General features: G+C 63.5%; 13 protein-coding genes. 8 read left to right on the plus strand and 5 right to left on the minus strand.

What is annotated here, in order from left to right:
• The first annotated feature begins 39 nt into the window (after window positions 1-39).
• Window positions 40-1,362 carry a hypothetical protein gene (locus VCB98_RS06165; protein WP_346051026.1) on the plus strand — a complete coding sequence of 441 codons (1,323 nt, stop codon included), beginning with the start codon at window positions 40-42 and terminating at the stop codon, window positions 1,360-1,362.
• Window positions 1,363-1,526: 164 nt separating this feature from the next.
• On the opposite strand, the gene VCB98_RS06170 is transcribed toward VCB98_RS06165, so the two are convergent.
• From VCB98_RS06170 to radC, 5 genes are all read right to left on the minus strand, one after another.
• Window positions 1,527-4,118 (minus strand): M12 family metallo-peptidase, encoded by a 2,592-nt coding sequence (locus VCB98_RS06170; RefSeq protein ID WP_346051027.1) that lies wholly within the window; start codon window positions 4,116-4,118, stop codon window positions 1,527-1,529.
• Between the two features lie 122 nt (window positions 4,119-4,240).
• On the minus strand, window positions 4,241-4,789 hold the full coding sequence (locus VCB98_RS06175; protein WP_346051028.1) for a hypothetical protein: 549 nt from the start codon (window positions 4,787-4,789) through the stop codon (window positions 4,241-4,243).
• 139 nt (window positions 4,790-4,928) lie between these two features.
• On the minus strand, window positions 4,929-6,335 hold the full coding sequence (locus tag VCB98_RS06180; protein WP_346051029.1) for a YfcC family protein: 1,407 nt from the start codon (window positions 6,333-6,335) through the stop codon (window positions 4,929-4,931).
• Between the two features lie 332 nt (window positions 6,336-6,667).
• Window positions 6,668-7,165, minus strand: a complete 498-nt coding sequence (locus VCB98_RS06185; protein WP_346051030.1) for an REP-associated tyrosine transposase — start codon at window positions 7,163-7,165, stop codon at window positions 6,668-6,670.
• 198 nt (window positions 7,166-7,363) lie between these two features.
• Window positions 7,364-8,038: a RadC family protein gene (radC, locus tag VCB98_RS06190; RefSeq protein ID WP_346051031.1), complete on the minus strand. Its 675-nt coding sequence runs from the start codon at window positions 8,036-8,038 to the stop codon at window positions 7,364-7,366.
• Between the two features lie 393 nt (window positions 8,039-8,431).
• Here radC and VCB98_RS06195 point away from each other — a divergent pair, with 393 nt between their 5' ends.
• From VCB98_RS06195 to VCB98_RS06225, 7 genes are all read left to right on the plus strand, one after another.
• Window positions 8,432-9,160, plus strand: a complete 729-nt coding sequence (locus tag VCB98_RS06195; RefSeq protein ID WP_346051032.1) for an ABC transporter ATP-binding protein — start codon at window positions 8,432-8,434, stop codon at window positions 9,158-9,160.
• Window positions 9,157-11,520: an ABC transporter permease gene (locus VCB98_RS06200; protein ID WP_346051033.1), complete on the plus strand. Its 2,364-nt coding sequence runs from the start codon at window positions 9,157-9,159 to the stop codon at window positions 11,518-11,520. Before VCB98_RS06195 ends, VCB98_RS06200 begins: the two co-directional genes overlap by 4 nt.
• Before the next feature lie 5 nt (window positions 11,521-11,525).
• Window positions 11,526-12,719, plus strand: coding sequence for an efflux RND transporter periplasmic adaptor subunit (locus tag VCB98_RS06205; RefSeq protein WP_346051034.1), 1,194 nt, complete (start codon window positions 11,526-11,528; stop codon window positions 12,717-12,719).
• Between the two features lie 198 nt (window positions 12,720-12,917).
• A complete protein-coding gene (locus VCB98_RS06210) occupies window positions 12,918-15,983 on the plus strand; it encodes an efflux RND transporter permease subunit (protein ID WP_346051035.1) in 3,066 nt (1,021 codons plus the stop codon).
• On the plus strand, window positions 15,980-17,023 hold the full coding sequence (locus tag VCB98_RS06215; protein WP_346051036.1) for an efflux RND transporter periplasmic adaptor subunit: 1,044 nt from the start codon (window positions 15,980-15,982) through the stop codon (window positions 17,021-17,023). Before VCB98_RS06210 ends, VCB98_RS06215 begins: the two co-directional genes overlap by 4 nt.
• A gap of 172 nt (window positions 17,024-17,195) precedes the next feature.
• Window positions 17,196-17,780, plus strand: a complete 585-nt coding sequence (locus VCB98_RS06220) for a LemA family protein (protein WP_346051037.1) — start codon at window positions 17,196-17,198, stop codon at window positions 17,778-17,780.
• Window positions 17,781-17,943: 163 nt separating this feature from the next.
• Window positions 17,944-19,226: M48 family metallopeptidase (locus VCB98_RS06225; protein WP_346051038.1), on the plus strand; the 1,283-nt coding region annotated here is incomplete at its 3' end.

Here is a 19,226-nt window from a genome sequence, read left to right on the forward strand (position 1 = left end):
AAATACGCGGCCCGCCATCCACCGACTCCGGAGTTGCCCGTGGGAGCCACCACCAGCCGACTCAAGCGCCTTTATGCCCGCCGCCAGCTGCCCTGGATGGCCCGTGCCCACTATCCGCGGGAGATTCGCTCCTGGGCCCTGCTGGCCTTTGCCCTCGGGGCGGTGGAAGGCGGCGTGGCGGGGGTCATCGTCAAGAACGCCTTTGCCGGCGAGGTCTCGAACTTCTGGCTGGGGATCGCCGTGGCCCTGGTCACCGGTGCCCCCCAACTGGCCAACATCTTCAGCTTCCTCTGGGCCTGGGGCAGTCAGGGCCGGGACAAGATCCGTTTCCTGATCTTCGCCCAGGTGGCCTGCGTGCTCTGCCTGCTGTTCATCGCCGCCGCCCCCCTGAACGCCCTGGGCCTGATCATGATGACCGTCGGGGTGATTGCGGCCAGGGTCTGCTGGTCCGGGGTCACCACCATCCGTTCCACCGTCTGGCGGGCCAACTATCCCCGTGAGCTCCTGGCCTATATGACCGGCCGACTGGTGACCTACGCGGCCCTGATCATGGGCGGGGTGGGTATCGTCCTGGGTCTGGCCATGGACCAGAATGAAAATGCCTTCCGGGTGATTCTGCCCGCCCTGGCCCTGGTGGGCCTGGCCGGCGCCCTGGGCTACCGCCGCCTGCGGGTGCGCCGGCACCGCCAACTGCTGCGCGATGAGCTTGCGGCCCGGGAAAAGATGATGAACCCCTTCTCCTCACTGGGGATTCTCGCCGAGGACGGACGCTTTCGCCATTACATGGGCCTGATGATGGTCTTTGGCAGCGGTAACCTGATGCTCAAGGCGCCGCTGATCCTGATCCTTGCCGAGCAACTGAATTACTCCCAGTTTCAGCAGATGATGGTCACCGGCTCCATTCCCCTGCTGGTCATGCCCTTCTGCGTTCCCCTCTGGGCCCGCATGCTGGATTCCCGCCATGTGGTGCATTACCGCGCCCGGCAAAGCTGGGGTTTCGTGGTCGCCTTCGCGGTCCTGTCCCTGGCGGCGATCACCGGCTGGATGCCGCTGATGTGGATCGGCTCAGCCCTTTACGGCGCGGCCATGGCCGGCGGCATCCTGGGCTGGAACGTAGGCCATCACGACTTCGCACCGGTGGCCAAGGCCTCCCAGTACATGGGTGTCCATGTCAGCCTCACCGGCCTGCGCGGTCTCATCGCCCCGCTGGTGGGGGTCGGCCTCTACCAGCTGGCCGTGGTTCTCCTACCCGACTACAGCCGCTGGGTGCTACTCATTCCCCTGGCCTTCGTCCTGGCCGGCGCCATAGGCTTTGTGCATATGTCGCGGGGGATGAAGCGCCAGGAGGCGGCTGGAGGGTGAGGAGTGAGGTGTAAGGGGTGAGGGGTGAGGGGTTAGCCCTATCCCTCAAAAACAGTGGGAGCGGCATTCCTGCCGCGACAGGGGCTTCGATCAACCCCTATCGCGGCTAAAGCCGCTCCCACATCAGATTGGCAGTGCCTATCTTGCTCCTTGCTACTCAGTACTCAGAACTCAGCACTCCGATTCACGGCCTTGCGCCGCAACAGCCCACCCAGGGCCAGCAGCATAAGCAGACCGAACAGCGGATCCATGCGGGCACCGCTACCCAGGGTGCAACCGGAAGAACCGGAGTCGGAACACTCGGCGGAATCACCCGAGGCCGCGACCAGGTCATGCTGATCGTGGTCGTTGACCACCTCGATCTCGAAGTCCTGGCTGCTGCCGCAGTCCATGCCGCTCACTTCAAAGGTGAGAAGATGCCCGTCAGTAGTCCCAACCACTGTCTGTTCATCGACGACCTCGTCCTCTCCCTCGCCATAGCTCAGGATGGCCGTGGCATCACGGTTGAAAGCGTCGAAGGTGACCTCGACGGTAAACCCCGACTCCGTGGCATCAACGACATCCACCACATGGATGACCGGCGGCTCGGTGCCCAGGGTGACACCCAAACCGGTGGCATCCTCGGCGCGAACATCAATGCTGCTGATCTCGGCGGAGGTCACATCGTAGCCATCCGCTTCCACATCCAGCGGCCCATAGCTCAGCAGGGAATCCGCGGCCAGGGTGAAATCGGCCACGCCACTGACATCCGAGGTAAAGGTCCCCTCGGCACCGTGGCCTGCATCCACCGTCACCGACTCACCCGCCAGCATGCCGCTGACCTGCCCAGCAATCTCGCGGGCAACCCCGGTGGCAGTCAATGAACAGGGGTTGGCCTCCTCATCACAACTGGCGGCCGCATGCTCACTCTCCTGAACACCTTCACCACTGAGCTCGAGATCCGACGGCTCGTCACCTTCCGGATGTTCAACCGTCAACTCGAAACTGCCATCGCCGGCCGTCGTGGTGCTGGTGCCCATGGTGTTGCCGTCGTCATCCAGGGCGCGCACATCGACATCGGCGACGGGCTCACCCTCCACGTTCAACACCGTGCCAAAGTAGCTCGTTTCCGCCAGGTCATCACGCTCCATGTCGGCAAGCGCGACCATGCCGATATCATCCGGCTTGGCACCCGCCGATGGCCGCCAGACCCAGCGGACGGCATCCGTGTTGGCCGGCACGGAGACATTGCGACTGACCCAGTCATCCGACAGGTCATCAAATACGGCCAGCGAATTGCTATCGGCATAGACATGCAACTCACCTTCGCTATCGTTTACCGTGGTCCGCACCTGGAATATAAGGCCCGTGGATTCCGAACCCAGATTGGTCAGTTCCAGCCAGGATTCCTCCTGGTCGTAGACCGGACCACTCAGCAAGGCATAGTCTTCCCCATCCGGGGTGTAATCGGCCTGGGCCACCCAGAGGTGGTTACCTCCTGTCTCGAGCTCATTACTGGATTCGCCGCTGGCTTCCGCCAGAGTTGTGGGTTGCTCCCGCCACTGTTGAACATAGGGCATGGAGCGACGCAAGACTTCCGCATTGTTGTCGTCGCTGGTGCCGGTCGGCAGACCGGAACCTTGCTCATCAATTTCCGGATCCGAAAAATGGTCAACTCTCGGACAACCACCGACACACTGGTTCGTGTAGGACATGATCGTCCGGAACTCACCCGAGACAAAATAGCCGGTGGCAAAATACTCGATCAGGTCATTCCTGGTAGTATTTTCGCCGAGGTTGGCCTCATCATGGTGCAGCCCCATGTTATGACCCAGCTCATGAGCAAAGGTCTGACCGCCCAGACAACTGGGATGGCCGGAAGTCATGGAATAACCAAGGTGCCAATTATTGGTGTATCCGGTCAGCAGCCAGGCCACACCACAGACATCGGTATCCGACGTAATGGTGGCAACGAGATCGGCAGAATAAAGATCCTGCAGGCCGGTCGTGTAACTACTGGTACGACTGGCGTTCAGGACATCACTACCCTCCTCGGTTTCCTGATAATCCCAGAAGAATTGCGCCATCAACCGAACCCGACCGTCCACGTCGCTGTTGATCAGCGCAGTATTGTTCATATCCACCGCACTCTGGATGGACAGGCGGATATCCGCTTCATCGGTGTAAAAGCTGCCAATGGCATCCTCGGTGTAGAAAACGATCACATCCACCACCGGCGGATCATCGTCTGCACTGACCGGCGGCAACTCAGTCAGCGGCCGTTCCACTTCCACATCCGGCACATAAGGGGCGCCCTCGGGATGCATGGCCGGACGGGCCTCAGGGTCCAGGCGGTCCAGCCAGTAATAGCCCTTGGCCGAGCTGCTGAGGTGATATTCCTCGCCATTCAGTTGCAGGAAACCCTTGACCCGATTGCCCTGAAAAGTGAGGGTCCCGCCACCGACCGTTCGGTCACCGTCCAGAACATGACCACGCCAGGCGAAGCTCTGCTCACCCCGGTGCTCGACATCAATGGATTTCAGGATAAAGTCATGCCCCGGCAGCAACTCCGCCTGGAGACTGCCGCCGGCGGCAAATCGGGATACATCCAGAGCGACAGGCTGTCGGTCGGAGACCCAGGCGGGCCAATCGGACGCTTCACTGGGACTGGCCAGTTGCTCCACCGCCACGGAGTCCCCAGCCAGAACCTGAACGCTAAGACAAGCAAAGACGACCCCGGCAAGCAGGCTCGTTGGAAACAGTTTCGCGCTTCTCATATTTCGGCTCCGTTGGCCGGCAGACCAGACTCCCCTCCCAATACCGCCGACTCGCTTTAACAATCCATGGCGAAAGCCAATTCCCCTGGCTCACGCCCGATGTGGCAGTGGCCACATCTCACTTAGCCACCTTCTTTTTCCTTGCCCTCTTCATCTTTTTCCGGAACCAGGGGCTGGCCATGAGGCGGTGCATCCTCATGCGCCAACTCCACCAGCAGGTGGCCGCCTTCTCGCTGGCTGGCCAGGCGGAAACGCTGATCGGCGACCTGAAAGCCACCGGCCAGGCGATTGCCCGTCCGGCTCAGGGTGAACCCGCTGACCCGCTCGTCGCCGGAAATCAGATCACCGCGCCAGACCCGGGGGGGATCGCCCTCCACATGGGTGACGCGATAATCCAGCCGCGTGCCGTCCTGCAGGTGCAGAAAACCACGTACGGTCTCCGCCTCGGTCATGGCCAGGAGACGCTCCCGGTTCACCGACAGGGCATGAACCGCCCGAGCCCGCTCCAGAGACTGGGGCGCCTCGACTTTTTCACCCGCAACGAGCACGCCGTCACGACCATTGTCCTGCCGGGTCTCTCCACAGGCAGACAGCCCCAGGATCGCGGCCAACAACAAAAGCGCCCAGAGGCGCCGAATGGAAATGGAAAAATGAGTATTTTCTACTGGCATTTTGCATAGTCCTCCCTAGGGAATCACCATAGCGGGCCCCGCTGTTCGGTGCGACCCCCCATGGGGGGTGCCCCAAAGCCCCCAAAAAGCAAAACGCCCGCACGAGGCGGGCGTTTTGCAGTGGAATGGTGGCCGCCCACTAGAAGCCCGGGAAGGCTGCACCGAAGGTAACGGCGATAACCAGGACCACCGCGGCCGCGGCCAGCAGCTTCAGGAACAGCGGGAAGGCGAACTTGAACCAGGCCCCGTAGGAGACCCCGGCAATCCCTAATATCCCCATGAGCACGGCATTGGTGGGCACGATCATGTTGGCGAAGCCATCACCAAACTGATAGGCCAAAACCGCCACCTGCCGGCTCACACCCACCAGATCCCCCACCGGCGCCATCAGCGGCATGGTCACGAAGGCCTGGCCGGAGCCGGAGGGAATGAAGAGGTTGAGAATACTCTGAATGACGAGCATGCCCACCGCCGAGAACTGGGGCCAGAGATGACTGAGCGGCTGGGACAGACCATGGACAATGGTATCCAGGATCTGACCATCCTCCATGATCAGGGCAATACAGCGGGCAAAACCCACCAGCAGGGCCGTGGGCACCAATTCCATTGCCCCCTGGATAAAGCGCTCGGCGGCCTGGTCAGCCCCCAGCCGCCCAACCACCATGGAAGCCACGGCGAAGACCAGGAAGGCGGCCCCCATCTCCGACAACCACCAGCCCTGAGTCGCAATGCCCCAGACGGTGAGCGCGATGGTGGCCAGAAACAGCCCCAGAATCAGGCGATGGCGAATGTCCAGGGCAGGATACTCCGTCGGCGGCTCGCCCTGGTCGGGTACTTCCAGCCCCTTGACCAGTGAGCGATTCGGATCAGCCTGGACCTGCATGGCGTAGCGATAGACATGATGCACCCCGATCAACACAAAGGGCACCAGAATCGCGGCCCGGAACCACGCCGCCGAATAGATCGGCACCTCGGCAATGCTCTGGGCAATGACCACGGTGAAGGGATTGAAGATGGCCACCCCGTAGCCGATGCCGTAACCGCAAATGGTCACCGCCACCGCAGTCATGGCGTCCAGTCGCATGGCCCGGCACAGGGCCACCAGAATCAATACAAAGGGTATGTACTCCCCGGCGGTGCCGATACTCCCCGAGGCCAGAGAGAAAAAGAAGATCACCATGAAGATGAGCGTGCCGGGTTTGTCGCCGAAGCGCTCCAGTAATCGCCCGATCAGGGCGTCCACCGTGCCGGTGGCACGGACCACCGCCAGCACCCCGCCGATGATCAGCACGAAGAAAATGATGTCCTGGGCCGCGGCCATGGCCCGGGGCACGGCCACGAACATATCCCAGGGCGTAAGAGTCTCCCTCGCCTCGGCCAACTCGAATGTCCCCGGCACCACCACCTGCAGTTCCTGGCCTTCCTCGGTCACCCGGGTCTCGCGCTCAAAATTCCCCTGGGGCACGACCCAGGTCATGGCCAGCGCGATAACAATCATTACCGACAACAGCGTCAGCGTATGCGGTACTCGCAGACGAAATCCCATGACGAACTCCCAAAATTCGAATCCGGGGCATTGTAGCGGAAGATTGGAGAGGGTGGAGGGGTAGTATGGCTGGTGGTGCCGGCCCCCAAGGCTGAATCGCGGATAAATCCGCTCCTACGGCGGCACCGGCGACTCTTGTGAGCGGAATTCATTCGAGAACCAGGATACCCCCTCGGGCCGTAGGAGCGGATTCATTCGCGATCAACAGCAGACCCGCCGTAGGAGCGGATTCATCCGCGATCAACAGCAGACCCGCCGTAGGAGCGGATTCATCCGCGATCAACAGCAGACCCGCCGTAGGAGCGGATTCATCCGCGATCCCCCACCAACCCTCAAGGATCAAGCGGCCTGTCTTCCTCTCCCCCCTCCAACCAAACCGCATCCCAATACGGCCATTTACCAATATCCTCCACCAACCCCGCCCTTAAGGGATTGGCAACCACATAGCGGGCCACCGTACGCAGATCCTCCTCTTCCCGGATCGCCCTATCATGGAATCCGGGCTGCCATAGTCGCCCCCTGCGACCGAGCCTCTTATTGATGCGATAGGCCGACCGAGCCTTTACTTGCTTAACGATCCCGGAAAGGTCAGCAACCTGCCCCAAACGAATCAGCCAATGAAAATGATCCGGCATGATCACATAACTAATACTGCGGGCCATGGCTTCCTGTTCGATCAGTCGGAATTCCTTAACCAGGATGCGCGCTGCATGGAGCGTGTCCAGGATAGGGGCCCGTTGCCAGATGCAAGCGGTGATCATGTAGACCTGCCCTTCCAGTGAACACCGCCCCTTGCGCAGAAGCCGGGCACCACCGAACGGCCTATGCATTTACCCTCCCCCTTTATGTTTTGCGACAGCTTCCGCGCCTATCGCGAATGAATTCGCTCCTACGGACGAAGATCGATGTATTTGATCGCGGATAAATCCGCTCCTGCGTCGGCAATTGGTGCAACCGTCGGAGCGGATTTATCCGCGATCCCCCCTCACCCCTGACACCTCACCCCTGACACCTCACCCCTGACCCCCTCAAACCCACCCCCGCTCCGCAAACGACACCACCTCCCCATCACCCACCACGAAATGATCCAGCACGCGGATATCCACCAGGCCGAGGGCATCACGCAATCGATCAGTGATGTTGCGGTCGGAGCGGGAGGGTTCGGCCACGCCGGAGGGGTGGTTGTGGGCGAGGATGACGGCGGCGGCATTGTGGGCGAGCGCTGCCTTGACCACTTCCCGGGGCGGGACGGCGGCGCCATCGATGGTGCCGCGGAACAGTTCCTCGAAGCGGATCACACGGTGACGATTGTCGAGAAAAATGCAGGCGAATATCTCGTGAGGCAGGTCCCGCAGGCGGGCGGTGAGAAAGCGCCGGACCCGGCCGGGATCGGACAGCACCTCGCCCCGCTCCAGCTCTTCATGCAGATGCCGGCGGGCCATTTCCACCACCGCCTGAAGCTGCACATACTTGGCCTCGCCCATGCCGCGACCGGCACAGAAGTCCTCTTTCGAGGCATTGAGCAAGGCCCGCAAACTGCCGAACTGGGCGAGCAGATCCCGGGCGAGATCCACCGCGGTCATGCCGGGCACGCCGGTGCGCAAAAAGATCGCCAAAAGCTCGGCATCGGACAGGGCCTCGGGCCCACGGGCAAGCAGTTTCTCCCGCGGCCGCTCGGCCACGGGCCAGGCGGTGATGGCCATTGGTGTTCCCCCTTTTGGTTGTTTTTGCTCTGTTTTATTCAGGGGGTAGGGGGCAAGGCAATGGGGGGACAGGAGGTATCAAAAAATTCCGACAGGGATTGTCCGGGGTTGGGAAGGTGGGGTGCACCACAAACCACCACAGGCACCGTAGGAGCGGATTTATCCGCGATAACAATCTATCGGATGACGCGACACCTTCCAGACAACGCGCCAATTTGCCGTAACCAATGGTTTATCCGTTGGCGGCGTGCCACCTGACGGATCGTGATCGCGGATAAATCCGCTCCTACGGCGCCGCTGGTCGAAGCCGGGGCTCCTTGCCCTTGACCCAAATCAAATCACACCCCCCCAAAGCTGCTACATTGAACCACCACGGAACGCGGGGGCGTTTTCATGCAGGCGACCGAATCAGTGAACAAGGAAGTCATCTTCTCCACCCGGGGCCTGACCAAGGTCTATCGCATGGGTGAAGTGGAAATCCACGCCCTGCGGGGGGTGGACATGGAACTCTACGCGGGCGAGCTGACGGTGATGCTCGGCGCCTCGGGCTCGGGCAAGTCCACCCTGCTCAATATCCTTGGCGGACTCGATAGCGCCACCGATGGCGTGGTCCGCTACGGCGAGCAGAACCTGGTCCGGGCCGGGGAGAAGGTGCTGACCAGCTTCCGTCGCGACCACGTGGGTTTTGTCTTTCAGTTCTACAACCTCATCTCCAGCCTCACGGCCCGCGAGAACGTGGCCATCGTCACCGAGATCAGCAGGAACCCCATGCGCCCGGAGGAGGCCCTGGAACTGGTGGGCCTAAAAGAGCGCATGGATCACTTCCCTTCCCAGCTCTCCGGCGGCGAACAGCAGCGGGTGGCCATTGCCCGGGCCATCGCCAAGCGCCCGGCGGTACTGCTGTGTGACGAGCCCACCGGGGCGCTGGATTCCAAGACCGGCATCCGGGTACTGGAAGCCATCGAACACATCAACCGGGAACTCAACACCACCACCGCCGTGATCACCCACAATCAGGTGATCGGCGAAATGGCCGACCGGGTCATTCAGCTGAGTGACGGCCGGGTTTCCGACGTGCACGTGAACGACAGCCGCAAGTCACCTCGGGAGCTGCACTGGTGAAGACCATCCACCGCAAGCTGCTGCGCGACCTGGGTCGTCTCAAGGGCCAGGTCGCCGCCATTGCGGTGGTGATTGCCGCCGGGGTAATGACCCTGATTCTGGCGGTCACCAACCTGGAATCCATCCAGCACAGCCAGCAACGCTTCTATGAAGAACAGCGCTTCGCCGATGTCTTTGTCGCACTGACCCGGGCACCGGAATCGGTCAGCGAACGTCTGGGCGCGATTCCCGGGGTCAATCGCGTCGAGACCCGGATACGGGCTGGCATTCGTCTGGAGGTGCCCGGTTACAGCGATCCGGTCCGCGGGCAACTGCATTCCATTCCCGACGGACGCCAGCCGGATATCAATGCCCTCTACCTGCGGGAAGGCAGTTTGCCCGAGCCGGGCCGCTCCGATCAGGTCGCCATCAGTGAACCCTTCGCCGAGGCCCATGATCTGCGCGCCGGGGACCGCCTGACCGCCATCATCAATGGCCGCGAGGAACGGCTGACGGTCAGCGGCATCGCCCTGTCACCGGAATGGATCTATCAGATCGGGCCGGCCGACATCCTGCCGGACTATGAACGCTTTGCCGTGCTGTGGATGAATCGCCGGGCGGTGGCCAATGCCTTTGACCTGGATGGGGCCTTCAATAGTGCGGTCTTCACCCTGCAGGCAGGCGCCGACGCCGAGCCGGTGATTGACGCCATCGACGAAATTCTCGCCCCTTACGGCGGCATCGGTGCCCATGACCGGGATGATCAGCTCTCCCACCGCTTCCTTGAGGAGGAGATCGACCAGCTCCGGGTCATGGCGGTCATGCTGCCCACCATATTCCTGGGGGTCTCGGCCTTTCTGCTCAGCGTGCTCATGGGCCGGATCATCCGAACCCAGCGCCAGGCCATTGCCGTGCTCAAGGCCTTTGGTTATTCGAATCGGGACATGGCCCTGCACTATGGCGCCCTGACCGGGATTGTGGTGCTGGTAGGGGCAGTGGCAGGTGTGCTGATGGGCGGCTGGGCGGCCGACCACCTGGTCCAGGTCTATCTGGAGTACTTTCGCTTTCCAGAGCTGGATGCCCGAATCGCGCCCCGCTATATCCTCTTGGGGGTAGCGGTTGCGGGTGGCGCGGCAGCGCTGGGTACCTGGCGGGCAGTGCGTCGGGCCGTGTCCCTGGCCCCGGCCGAGGCCATGCGACCGCCGGCCCCGGAGACCTTCAAGCAGGGCTGGATCGAGCGGTCCCGTCTCGGACGCCTGCTGGATCAGAGTACCCGCATCATTCTTCGCAACCTGGCCCGCCATCGTTTCAAGGCCACGCTCTCCGCCCTGGGCATCGGCCTGTCCGCCGCCTTGATGCTGGTGGGCAGTTTCCAGTTCGGTGCCGTCGACAAGCTTTTCGACACTCAGTACCGCCTGGTCCAGAAGTCCGATGTCATTCTCCACTTCACCGACCCCACCCCGGAGCGGTCACTGAACGAACTCATGCATGTGCCCGGCGTGCAGTTCGCCGAAGGCTTTCGCAATGTCCCCGTCCGTCTGATCAACGAGCAGCATGATTACCGCACCAGCATTCAGGGCATGGACACCGAACCGCGACTGCTGGGCCTGATCGACAAACAACACCGCCCCATCAGCCTGCCGCCGGAGGGGCTACTGCTGACCGACTTTCTCGCCGATCATCTCCAGCTGCGTCCCGGTGATCCACTGACCGTGGAAATCCTGGAAGGGCACAGACGGACTCTGGAGGTGGAACTGGCCGGCGTGGTCTCCGAGCCCCTGGGGGTGAGCGCCTACATGGAACGCCGCGCCCTGAATCGACTGATGCGGGAAGGCCCTGCCATTTCCGGCGCCTGGCTTCTGACTGACAATGCCCGCAACGATGAACTTTTTGACGCCCTCTGGGATGTGCCCCGGGTGGCCAGCATCGGACTGATCGGCGACGCCGAACGACGGATCCGTGAATACATCGCCGACACGGTTCTGGTCACCATGGGCTTTTTGCTCCTGCTCGCCGGCTCCATCGCCTTCGCAGTGGTCTACAACAATGCCCGCATTGCCTTCGCGGAACGGGAACGGGAACTGGCCACCTTGCGGGTATTGGGCTTCACCCGGGCGGAGGTCTCCTGGATTCTGATTGGCGAGCTGGCACTGATCACCCTGATTGCCATCCCGGTGGGATGGCTGATGGGCACCGGCTTTGCCCTGGCCCTGAGTGAAGCCATGGCCATGGACATGTTCCGTATTCCCTTTGTGATATCGGTCCAGACCTATGCCTTCTCTGCCCTCGGTGTGGTGGTGGCGACCATCCTCTCGCTACTTCTGATCACCCGCCGGCTGTATCGGCTGGACATGGTTTCGGCCCTGAAAACCGTTGAGTGAATGCTATGAGCACCCGAAAGAAAATCATTCCCAGCCTGATCGGTCTCGCCTTGCTGGGGCTGTTGATCCTGGCCGTCATGCCCAGTCCGGTGCCGATCTCGGTGACCCAGGTGAAACAGGGGCATTTCGAGGCCTGGGTGGAGGACGAGGGCCGTACCCGCCTGCGGGATCCCTACACGGTGTCCTCCCCCATTCACGGCTATCTGCGCCGGGTGGAACTGGAGCCCGGTGACGAGGTGGAAGCGGGCGAGACCCTGTTCGAGCTCGAAGCCCTGCCCGCCCCGGCGCTGGATCCTCGGGCCCGGGAACAGGCCCGGGAGGCGGTGGCTGCGGCCCGCTCCCGCCTGGAGGCAGCCGAGGCGGAGCTGGAAACCCGCCAGACACGCCACCGCCAGGCGCAGACCGAGTTCGAGCGCATCCAGGCCCTGCACGAGCGCGATCTGGTCTCCTCGGAGCAACTCGACCGCGCCCGCGCCGAACGGGATGCCGCCCGCGCCGCCGAACGTGGGGCCAGCCATGCGGTGGAGGTCGCCCGTTTCGAGCGGGAAGCAGCCCGCGCCAACCTGGAGATTGCCGATGGCGAACGGGCCCGCACCGATCAACCCACGCTCGCGGTACGCGCCCCCATCAGCGGCACCATCACCCGCCGCAACCGCTGTTGCGAAGGCCCGGCCCAGGCCGGAGAAGAGATCATGGAAATCGGCGACCTGTCGGACCTGGAGATCCAGGTGGACCTATTGTCCATGGACGCGGTTCGGGTCCGGCCCGGCATGCGGGTGGAAATCGACCGCTGGGGCGGTGATGCGGTCCTCGCCGGCGAAGTCCGCCGGGTCGAGCCCGGCGGCTTCATGCGCGTCTCCGCCCTGGGCGTGGACGAACAAAGGGTGCCGGTCATGGTCCGGATCAGCAGCCCGCGGGAAAAATGGCAATCCCTCGGGGACGGGTTCCGGGTGGAAGCCCGGTTCATCCTCTGGGAGGGCGAGGACGTGATCCACATCCCCACCAGCGCCCTGTTCCGCCGGGCCGACCAATGGCATGTCTTCGTGGTGGAGAGCGGCCGCGCCCAGCTGCGCGCGGTGGAAACCGGCCGCCGCAGCGGCCTGCGCACCCAGATCACCGAGGGGCTTGAAGCCGGCGAAACCCTCATCACCCACCCCGGCGACCGCATCGAGGATGGCCGGCGGGTACAGGTGGATTGAAGGGCGGGGCGGCGGATTCCGGCCATTGCGCGGATGAATCCGCGCCTACAGGGGGTTCCGATAAGCCGCATCTCACCCAGCACGGCCAAACATTTAGTGTCCATTTCGTGGCCCCAAAAGCCCCCCCGAATCACCCCCATTGTTCTACAATTCACCCCTTGAACATCACGGCATTGAGGCCGGTCGGGGGGAAGGGATTTGCCGCTTACACGTATTGCCTTGAGCAACCCCGTTGCGGTAGCGGTGGGGTGCATTCTGCTGGTGATCTTCGGGTTGATCAGCCTGTCGCGTCTGCCCATCCAGATGACGCCGGATATCGAGCGCCCGTCGATCACCGTGTCCACGGCCTGGCGGGCGGCGGCGCCAGCCGAGGTGGAATCGGAAATCCTGGAGCCCCAGGAAGCCCTGCTGCGGGACGTCCCGGGCCTGGAACGGATGGTAGCCACCGCCGGCCAGGGCAGTGGCTCCATCAGCCTGGAATTCCAGGTGGGCACCGACATCAACCGGGTGCTGATCGAGGTCATCAACCGCCTCAACCAGGTCCAGCGCTATCCGGTGGACGCCACCGAGCCCACCATCCGGGTCGGTGACGAGGACTTCGCCAAGACCATCGCCTGGTTCTCCCTCCGCCGCGCCCCGGGCAATGAACAGCCCATCGAGGGCTACCAGGATTTCGTCGAGCAGGTCGTCAAGGAACGCATCGAGCGCATTCCGGGTGTCTCCTCGGCCAACCCCCAGGGCGGCCGCCCCTATGAAATCCGCATCAGCTTCGACCCCTTCCGCGCCGCCAACATCGGTGTCGACCTGTCCCGCATCGGCCAGCAGCTAGGCGAGAACAACGACGTCTCCGCCGGCTTTCGAGAAATGGGCCGACGCAGCTATACCCTGCGCTTTGCCGGACGCTACAGCGTGGCCGACATGGAAAACCTGGTCCTGGACTGGCGCGAGGGCCGGCCGGTCTATCTCCGGGACGTGGCCACGGTGGAGCGGGTCATGCGCGACCGCCGCGCCCTGATCACCCACAACGCCGAGCCCACCATCGCCATGAATGTGATTCCCGAGCCGGGGGTCAATGTGCTGGAAGTGATGGGCGAACTCCAGGCCGTGGTGGCGGAACTGGAACGGACCCATATCAATCCGGCCGGGCTGACCATCAAGCAGCTCTATGACGACACCGTCTACATCACCCAATCCATCAACATGGTGGCCACCAATCTGATCCTGGGCATGATGCTGGCCATCGGGGTGTTGTGGTGGTTCTTCCGCCGTTTCCGCGCCACCATGATGGTGGCCCTGGCCATTCCCCTCTGTCTGCTGTTCGCCTTCCTTGTCCTGGATGCCGCCGACCGGACCGTGAACGTGATCGCCCTGGCGGGCCTTGCCTTTGCCGTGGGCATGGTACTGGATGCGGCCATCGTGGTATTGGAGAACATCGTACGGCGCCGGGAAGCCGGCGAGGACATCCACACCGCCGCTCTCAAGGGCACCGGCCAGGTCTGGGGCGCGCTGTTGGCCTCCACCGCCACCACCGTGGCCATCTTCCTGCCGGTGATCTTCCTTCAGGACGAGGCCGGCCAGCTCTTCGCCGACCTGGCGGTGGTGATCTCAGCCGCCATCATCTGCTCGCTGCTGGTGGCGATCACGGTGCTGCCCGCGGCTGCCTGGCGCTTTCTCGGCGACCGCCCACTGACAGACCGGCACGCCCACTGGTGGGAACGGGGCACCCGCGTGATCATGGACGTCACCGGCACCCGCCGCCGGCGCTGGGCCTGGATCGGCGGCCTGACCACCGTCCCCATCCTGATCGGCGCCTTGTTGATCCCGCCGGCGGACTATCTGCCGGAGGGCCAGCGCAATTTCCTGTTCGGCTTCTTGGTTACCCCGCCGGGCCTGGGCGTGGATACTGCGGAAACGGAAATCGTCGCTCCGATCAACGAGCGCATGCGCCCGCTGCTGCTCGAATCCGGCAACGGCGAAACGGCCGATGGCGACGGCCCGCGCATCGAGGACATGTTCCTGGGCTATTTCGGCGGCGGCATCTTCTTCGGCGCCGTGGCCGAAGACCCGAAACGTTTCGATGAACTGTTGGGATTCGTGAACGGCGTTGCCGTGCAAGGCATTCCCGATACCTTCGGCGGCGCCAACCGCGCGCCGCTGTTCATCGGCCGGGGCGGGCGCAGCATCCAGGTGGACCTGCAGGCGGCGGACTTCGAGGAGCTGCTGGTCGCCGGCCAGGTCGGCTTCATGGCCCTGAACCAGGCCCTGCCGGGGGCCAACATTCGCCCCCTGCCCGGCCTGGAACTGGCCGAACCCGAACTACGCCTGATCCCGGATGATCGCCGCATCGCCGAGGCCGGCTGGACCCGGGGCCAGGTGGCCACCGCCTTCCGCGCCCTGGGCGATGGGGCCTTCCTGGGTGATTACTTTGACGGCGACCGGCGGCTCGACATCGTCCTGCGCCGTGAAGGCTGGAGTACGCCGGAAGAACTCATGGGCACGCCCCTGGCCAACCCAAGGGGCGAGATCACCACCCTGAGCGAGCTGGCCCGCCTGGAGCAGACCGCCGGGCCCAACCAGATCCGCCGGGTGGACCGGCGCCGCACCCTGAGCCTGCTGGTGACCCCGCCCTCGGACATGCCCCTGGAAACCGCGCTGGACATCATCGAGACCCGGGTCAGCCCCCAGATCCGGGCCGCCCTGCCCGCTGACGGCATCATCACCTACCGCGGCACCGCCGAGGCCATGGGCGAGACCCTGCGCAATCTGTCGGGCAGCTTTCTCCTGGCCGTGGTGATCCTCTATCTGCTCATTGCCGCCCTGTTCCGCTCCTTCCGGGATGCGGTACTGGTACTGCTGACCCTGCCCATGGCCACCGTGGGCGGCATCATCGGCCTCAACCTGGCGGGGCTTGCCACCGGCCAGGCCATGGACATGCTCACCATGATCGGTTTCATCATCCTGCTGGGCCTGGTGGTCAACAACGCCATCCTGCTGGTGCACCGTTCCCGGGAAGGCGAGCGCGAGGGCCTGGGCCGGCGCGAGGCGGTGGAGACCGCCGTGCGCCAGCGCCTGCGCCCGATTCTCATGAGCACCACCACCAGTCTCTTCGGCATGCTGCCGCTGCTGCTCATGCCCGGCGCCGGGACCGAGGTTTACCGTGGCCTGGCCGCGGTGATCGTCGGCGGCATGGCCATTTCCACCCTGTTTACCCTGATCCTGCTGCCCAGCCTGCTGCGGCTCAAGGAGGAGGTCCGCACCGCGTGATTACATTCAAACACAGCCCCTGGATGGGCCTGCTGATTGCCCTGAGTCTGCTGGCGCCGAACCTGGCCGCCCAACAGCCGCCCGCGCCGGTGGTCCTGGGCAAGGCGGAACAGGCCCAGATGGCACCCAGTCTCCAGGTCTCGGGCACCGTGGTCTCCCGCAGCGACGCGGTCCTGTCCGCGGAAGTGGAAGGCCGGCTCCTGCATGTGGCCGAGGTCGGCAGCCGGGTCGCCACCGATGACATCCTCGCCGAAATCGAGGACGTGGCCCTGCGGCTGCGGGAAACCGAACTGGCCGCGGACGTGCAACGGATCCAGTCTCGCCTGCGATTTCTGGAAGCCGAGCAACAACGCCTGGAACGCCTGGCCGAGCGCGACATGATCTCCTTTACCGAGGTCGATCGCATCCGCTCGGAGCGGGCCACCGCCGCCGGCGAGAAAGCGGTCAGTGAAAGCCGCCTGGCCCAGGTCCGTCACCAGCTGGAACGCAGTCGCATCCGCGCCCCCTTCCCGGGCGTGGTCGCCGAACGCCGGGCCCAGGCCGGCGAACGGGTCGGGGTGGGTACGCCGGTAATCCGGCTGCTCAACCCCGAGTCCCTGGAGATCGTCGCCCGTGCGCCCCTGGCCTACTACCGCTTTCAGGAGGTGAATGGGGCACTGCGCTTTGTCGCTGACGGGGAAGATCACGATGCCCGTCTGCGCACCCTGGTCACCCTGGGTGCCGAGAATCGGCACGTCTTCGAAATGCGTCTGGACCTTGAGCCCTCGCTGCCGGTGGGCCAGACCGTGCGCGTCAGCATTCCCACCGCCGAGGCCAAGGAAGTCCTCGCAGTCCCCCGCGACGCCCTGGTTCTGCGCAGCGACGGCATCAGCGTGTTTGTGGTCAATGAAGACAACAGTGTCCGCCGGGCCCGAGTGACCACGGGCATCGGCAGCGGCGATCGAATTGAGATTCGCGGTCCGGTCCAGGCGGGCGACCGCGTAGTCATTCGCGGGGCCGAACGGTTGCGGGATGGGCAGATGGTTGCGCCTCAGGGCTGATACCGCGTCCGCGATTGAATCGGGATTGCAATCGCGGATGAGTCCGCTCCCACGGGGAGAAGAAACAACACGCTGCCCCCTCATATAGGGGGTCTGTCTCAGCTTGTGAAGCTACCCGGCGCCTTCTAAACTGTCCTGGTCATTCCAACACGGCACCCAAGGGGGAGAGAACGTGGAAACCTGGATTATTGTCGGCATTGTTTTACTGGTGGTCTTGTTTGCCATCGTCACCTATAACGCGCTTGTCGTTGCGCGCAACCGCTACAAGAATGCCTTTGCACAGATCGACGTGCAGCTGACCCGGCGTTATGACCTGATCCCCAACCTGGTGGATACGGCCAAGCGTTACATGCAGCACGAACAGGAAACCCTGGAAGGCGTCACCCGGGCGCGGACCCAGGCGGTGGAGAAACTCAAGCAGGCCAAGGCCGACCCCACCGACCCCAACGCCATGAAGCAGCTAGGCCAGGCCGAACAGGGCCTGTCCGGTGCCCTGGGTCGCCTGTTTGCCCTGTCCGAAAACTACCCGGACCTGAAAGCCAACGAGAACATGAAGCAGCTCTCCGAAGAGCTGGTCAGCACCGAAAACCGCGTCGCCTATGCCCGTCAGCACTTCAACGACGCGGTCATGGCCTACAACAACAAGCGCGAAGCCTTCCCCAACAACCTGGTCGCCGGCATGTTCAACTTCAAGTATGCCGAGCTGCTGGATATTGAAGATCCGGCCAAGCGGGAAGCGGTTAAGGTTAATTTTTGAGCTGCGAGCGGCGAGCTACGAGCGGCGAGCTGAAAACAATCACAAACTCATGGCGAGTAGTTAATTGCTTGCCCTGAACTATCCGAAGCTGCAGTGCGGGTGAGGCTGCCTCACCCGCTCGCAGCTCGCTGCTCGCAGCTCGTAGCTCACCGAAGGCGCCAACATGAACTTCTTCGAACACCAAGACAAAGCCCGTACCAACACCCGCAAGCTGGTGTTGCTGTTCACCCTTGCCGTGCTGGCCATTATCGCGGCCATCAATGTGCTGGTCCTGGGGCTGATCGCCTATGGCGACACCCAGATGGCGGCGGAACAGCCCGACATCCTGTCGCCGCAATTCCTGCTGGGTCACCTGGACCTCATCCTGGTGATCTCCCTGCTCACCGGCGGGCTGATCGGGATTGCCAGTCTGTTTCGCAGCATGCGGCTGCGCTCGGGCGGTAGCGTGGTGGCCCGGCAGTTGGGGGGCACGCCGGTGGAACCGGACACCCGGGACCCGCTCAAGCGGCGTCTGCGCAATGTGGTTGAAGAGATCGCCATTGCCTCGGGTGTGCCGGTGCCGGACATCTATGTGCTGGAAGAAGAGATGGGCATCAATGCCTTCGCCGCCGGCTATTCCACCTCCGATGCGGCCATCGCCGTGACCCGGGGCACCCTGGAAAACCTCAACCGGGATGAACTGCAGGGCGTGGTCGCCCATGAGTTCGCCCATATTCTCAACGGCGACATGCGCCTCAACATCCGCCTGATCGGCATTCTCTTCGGCATCCTGGCCCTGGCGGTGGTCGGGCGCATGCTCATGCATTCGGGGCGTTTCTCCCGCAATCGCAATGCCGGCGGCATTGTCTTCGTGGGGTTGGCCATCATGCTGATCGGCTACATCGGCGTCTTCTTCGGGCGCTGGATCAAGGCCGCCGTCTCCCGCCAGCGGGAGTATCTGGCCGACGCCTCGGCGGTGCAGTTCACCCGTCAGCCGGACGGCATCGGCGGGGCATTGAAGAAGATTGCCGTGGCCCAGCACGGCGACAAGCTCGAGGCCGACACCGAGGAAGTGGGCCACATGCTCTTTTCCAGCTCGCTGAGCAATTTGTTGGCCACCCACCCGCCGATCATGAAGCGGATCGAGGCGGTGGACCCGCGCTTTCGGCCCGAGGACCTGCAGAAAGCGCGCGAAGACATGGAAGCCCGCCGGCAGGCTAAACAGGCCGAAGCGGAAGCCGAACAGGAAGACGAAGGCGAGGATGATCGCCAGCGGCCCCGCAGCCTCGGCGGGCGAATGCTTGAACCCGACAACCTGATCGAAAGAATCGGCCAGCCGGGGCTGGGCCAGATTCTGGCCGCCGTGCTGCTGGCCGAGTCCATCCCCAAGCCCCTGGAGCGGGCCGCCCATTCCGGCGAATGGGCCCGTGAAGTCATCTGCGCCCTGCTGATTTCCGACGACGAAGC

This window comes from Natronospira elongata, assembly GCF_034931365.1.
In the GTDB taxonomy this organism is placed as follows: Bacteria; Pseudomonadota; Gammaproteobacteria; order Natronospirales; family Natronospiraceae; genus Natronospira; species Natronospira elongata.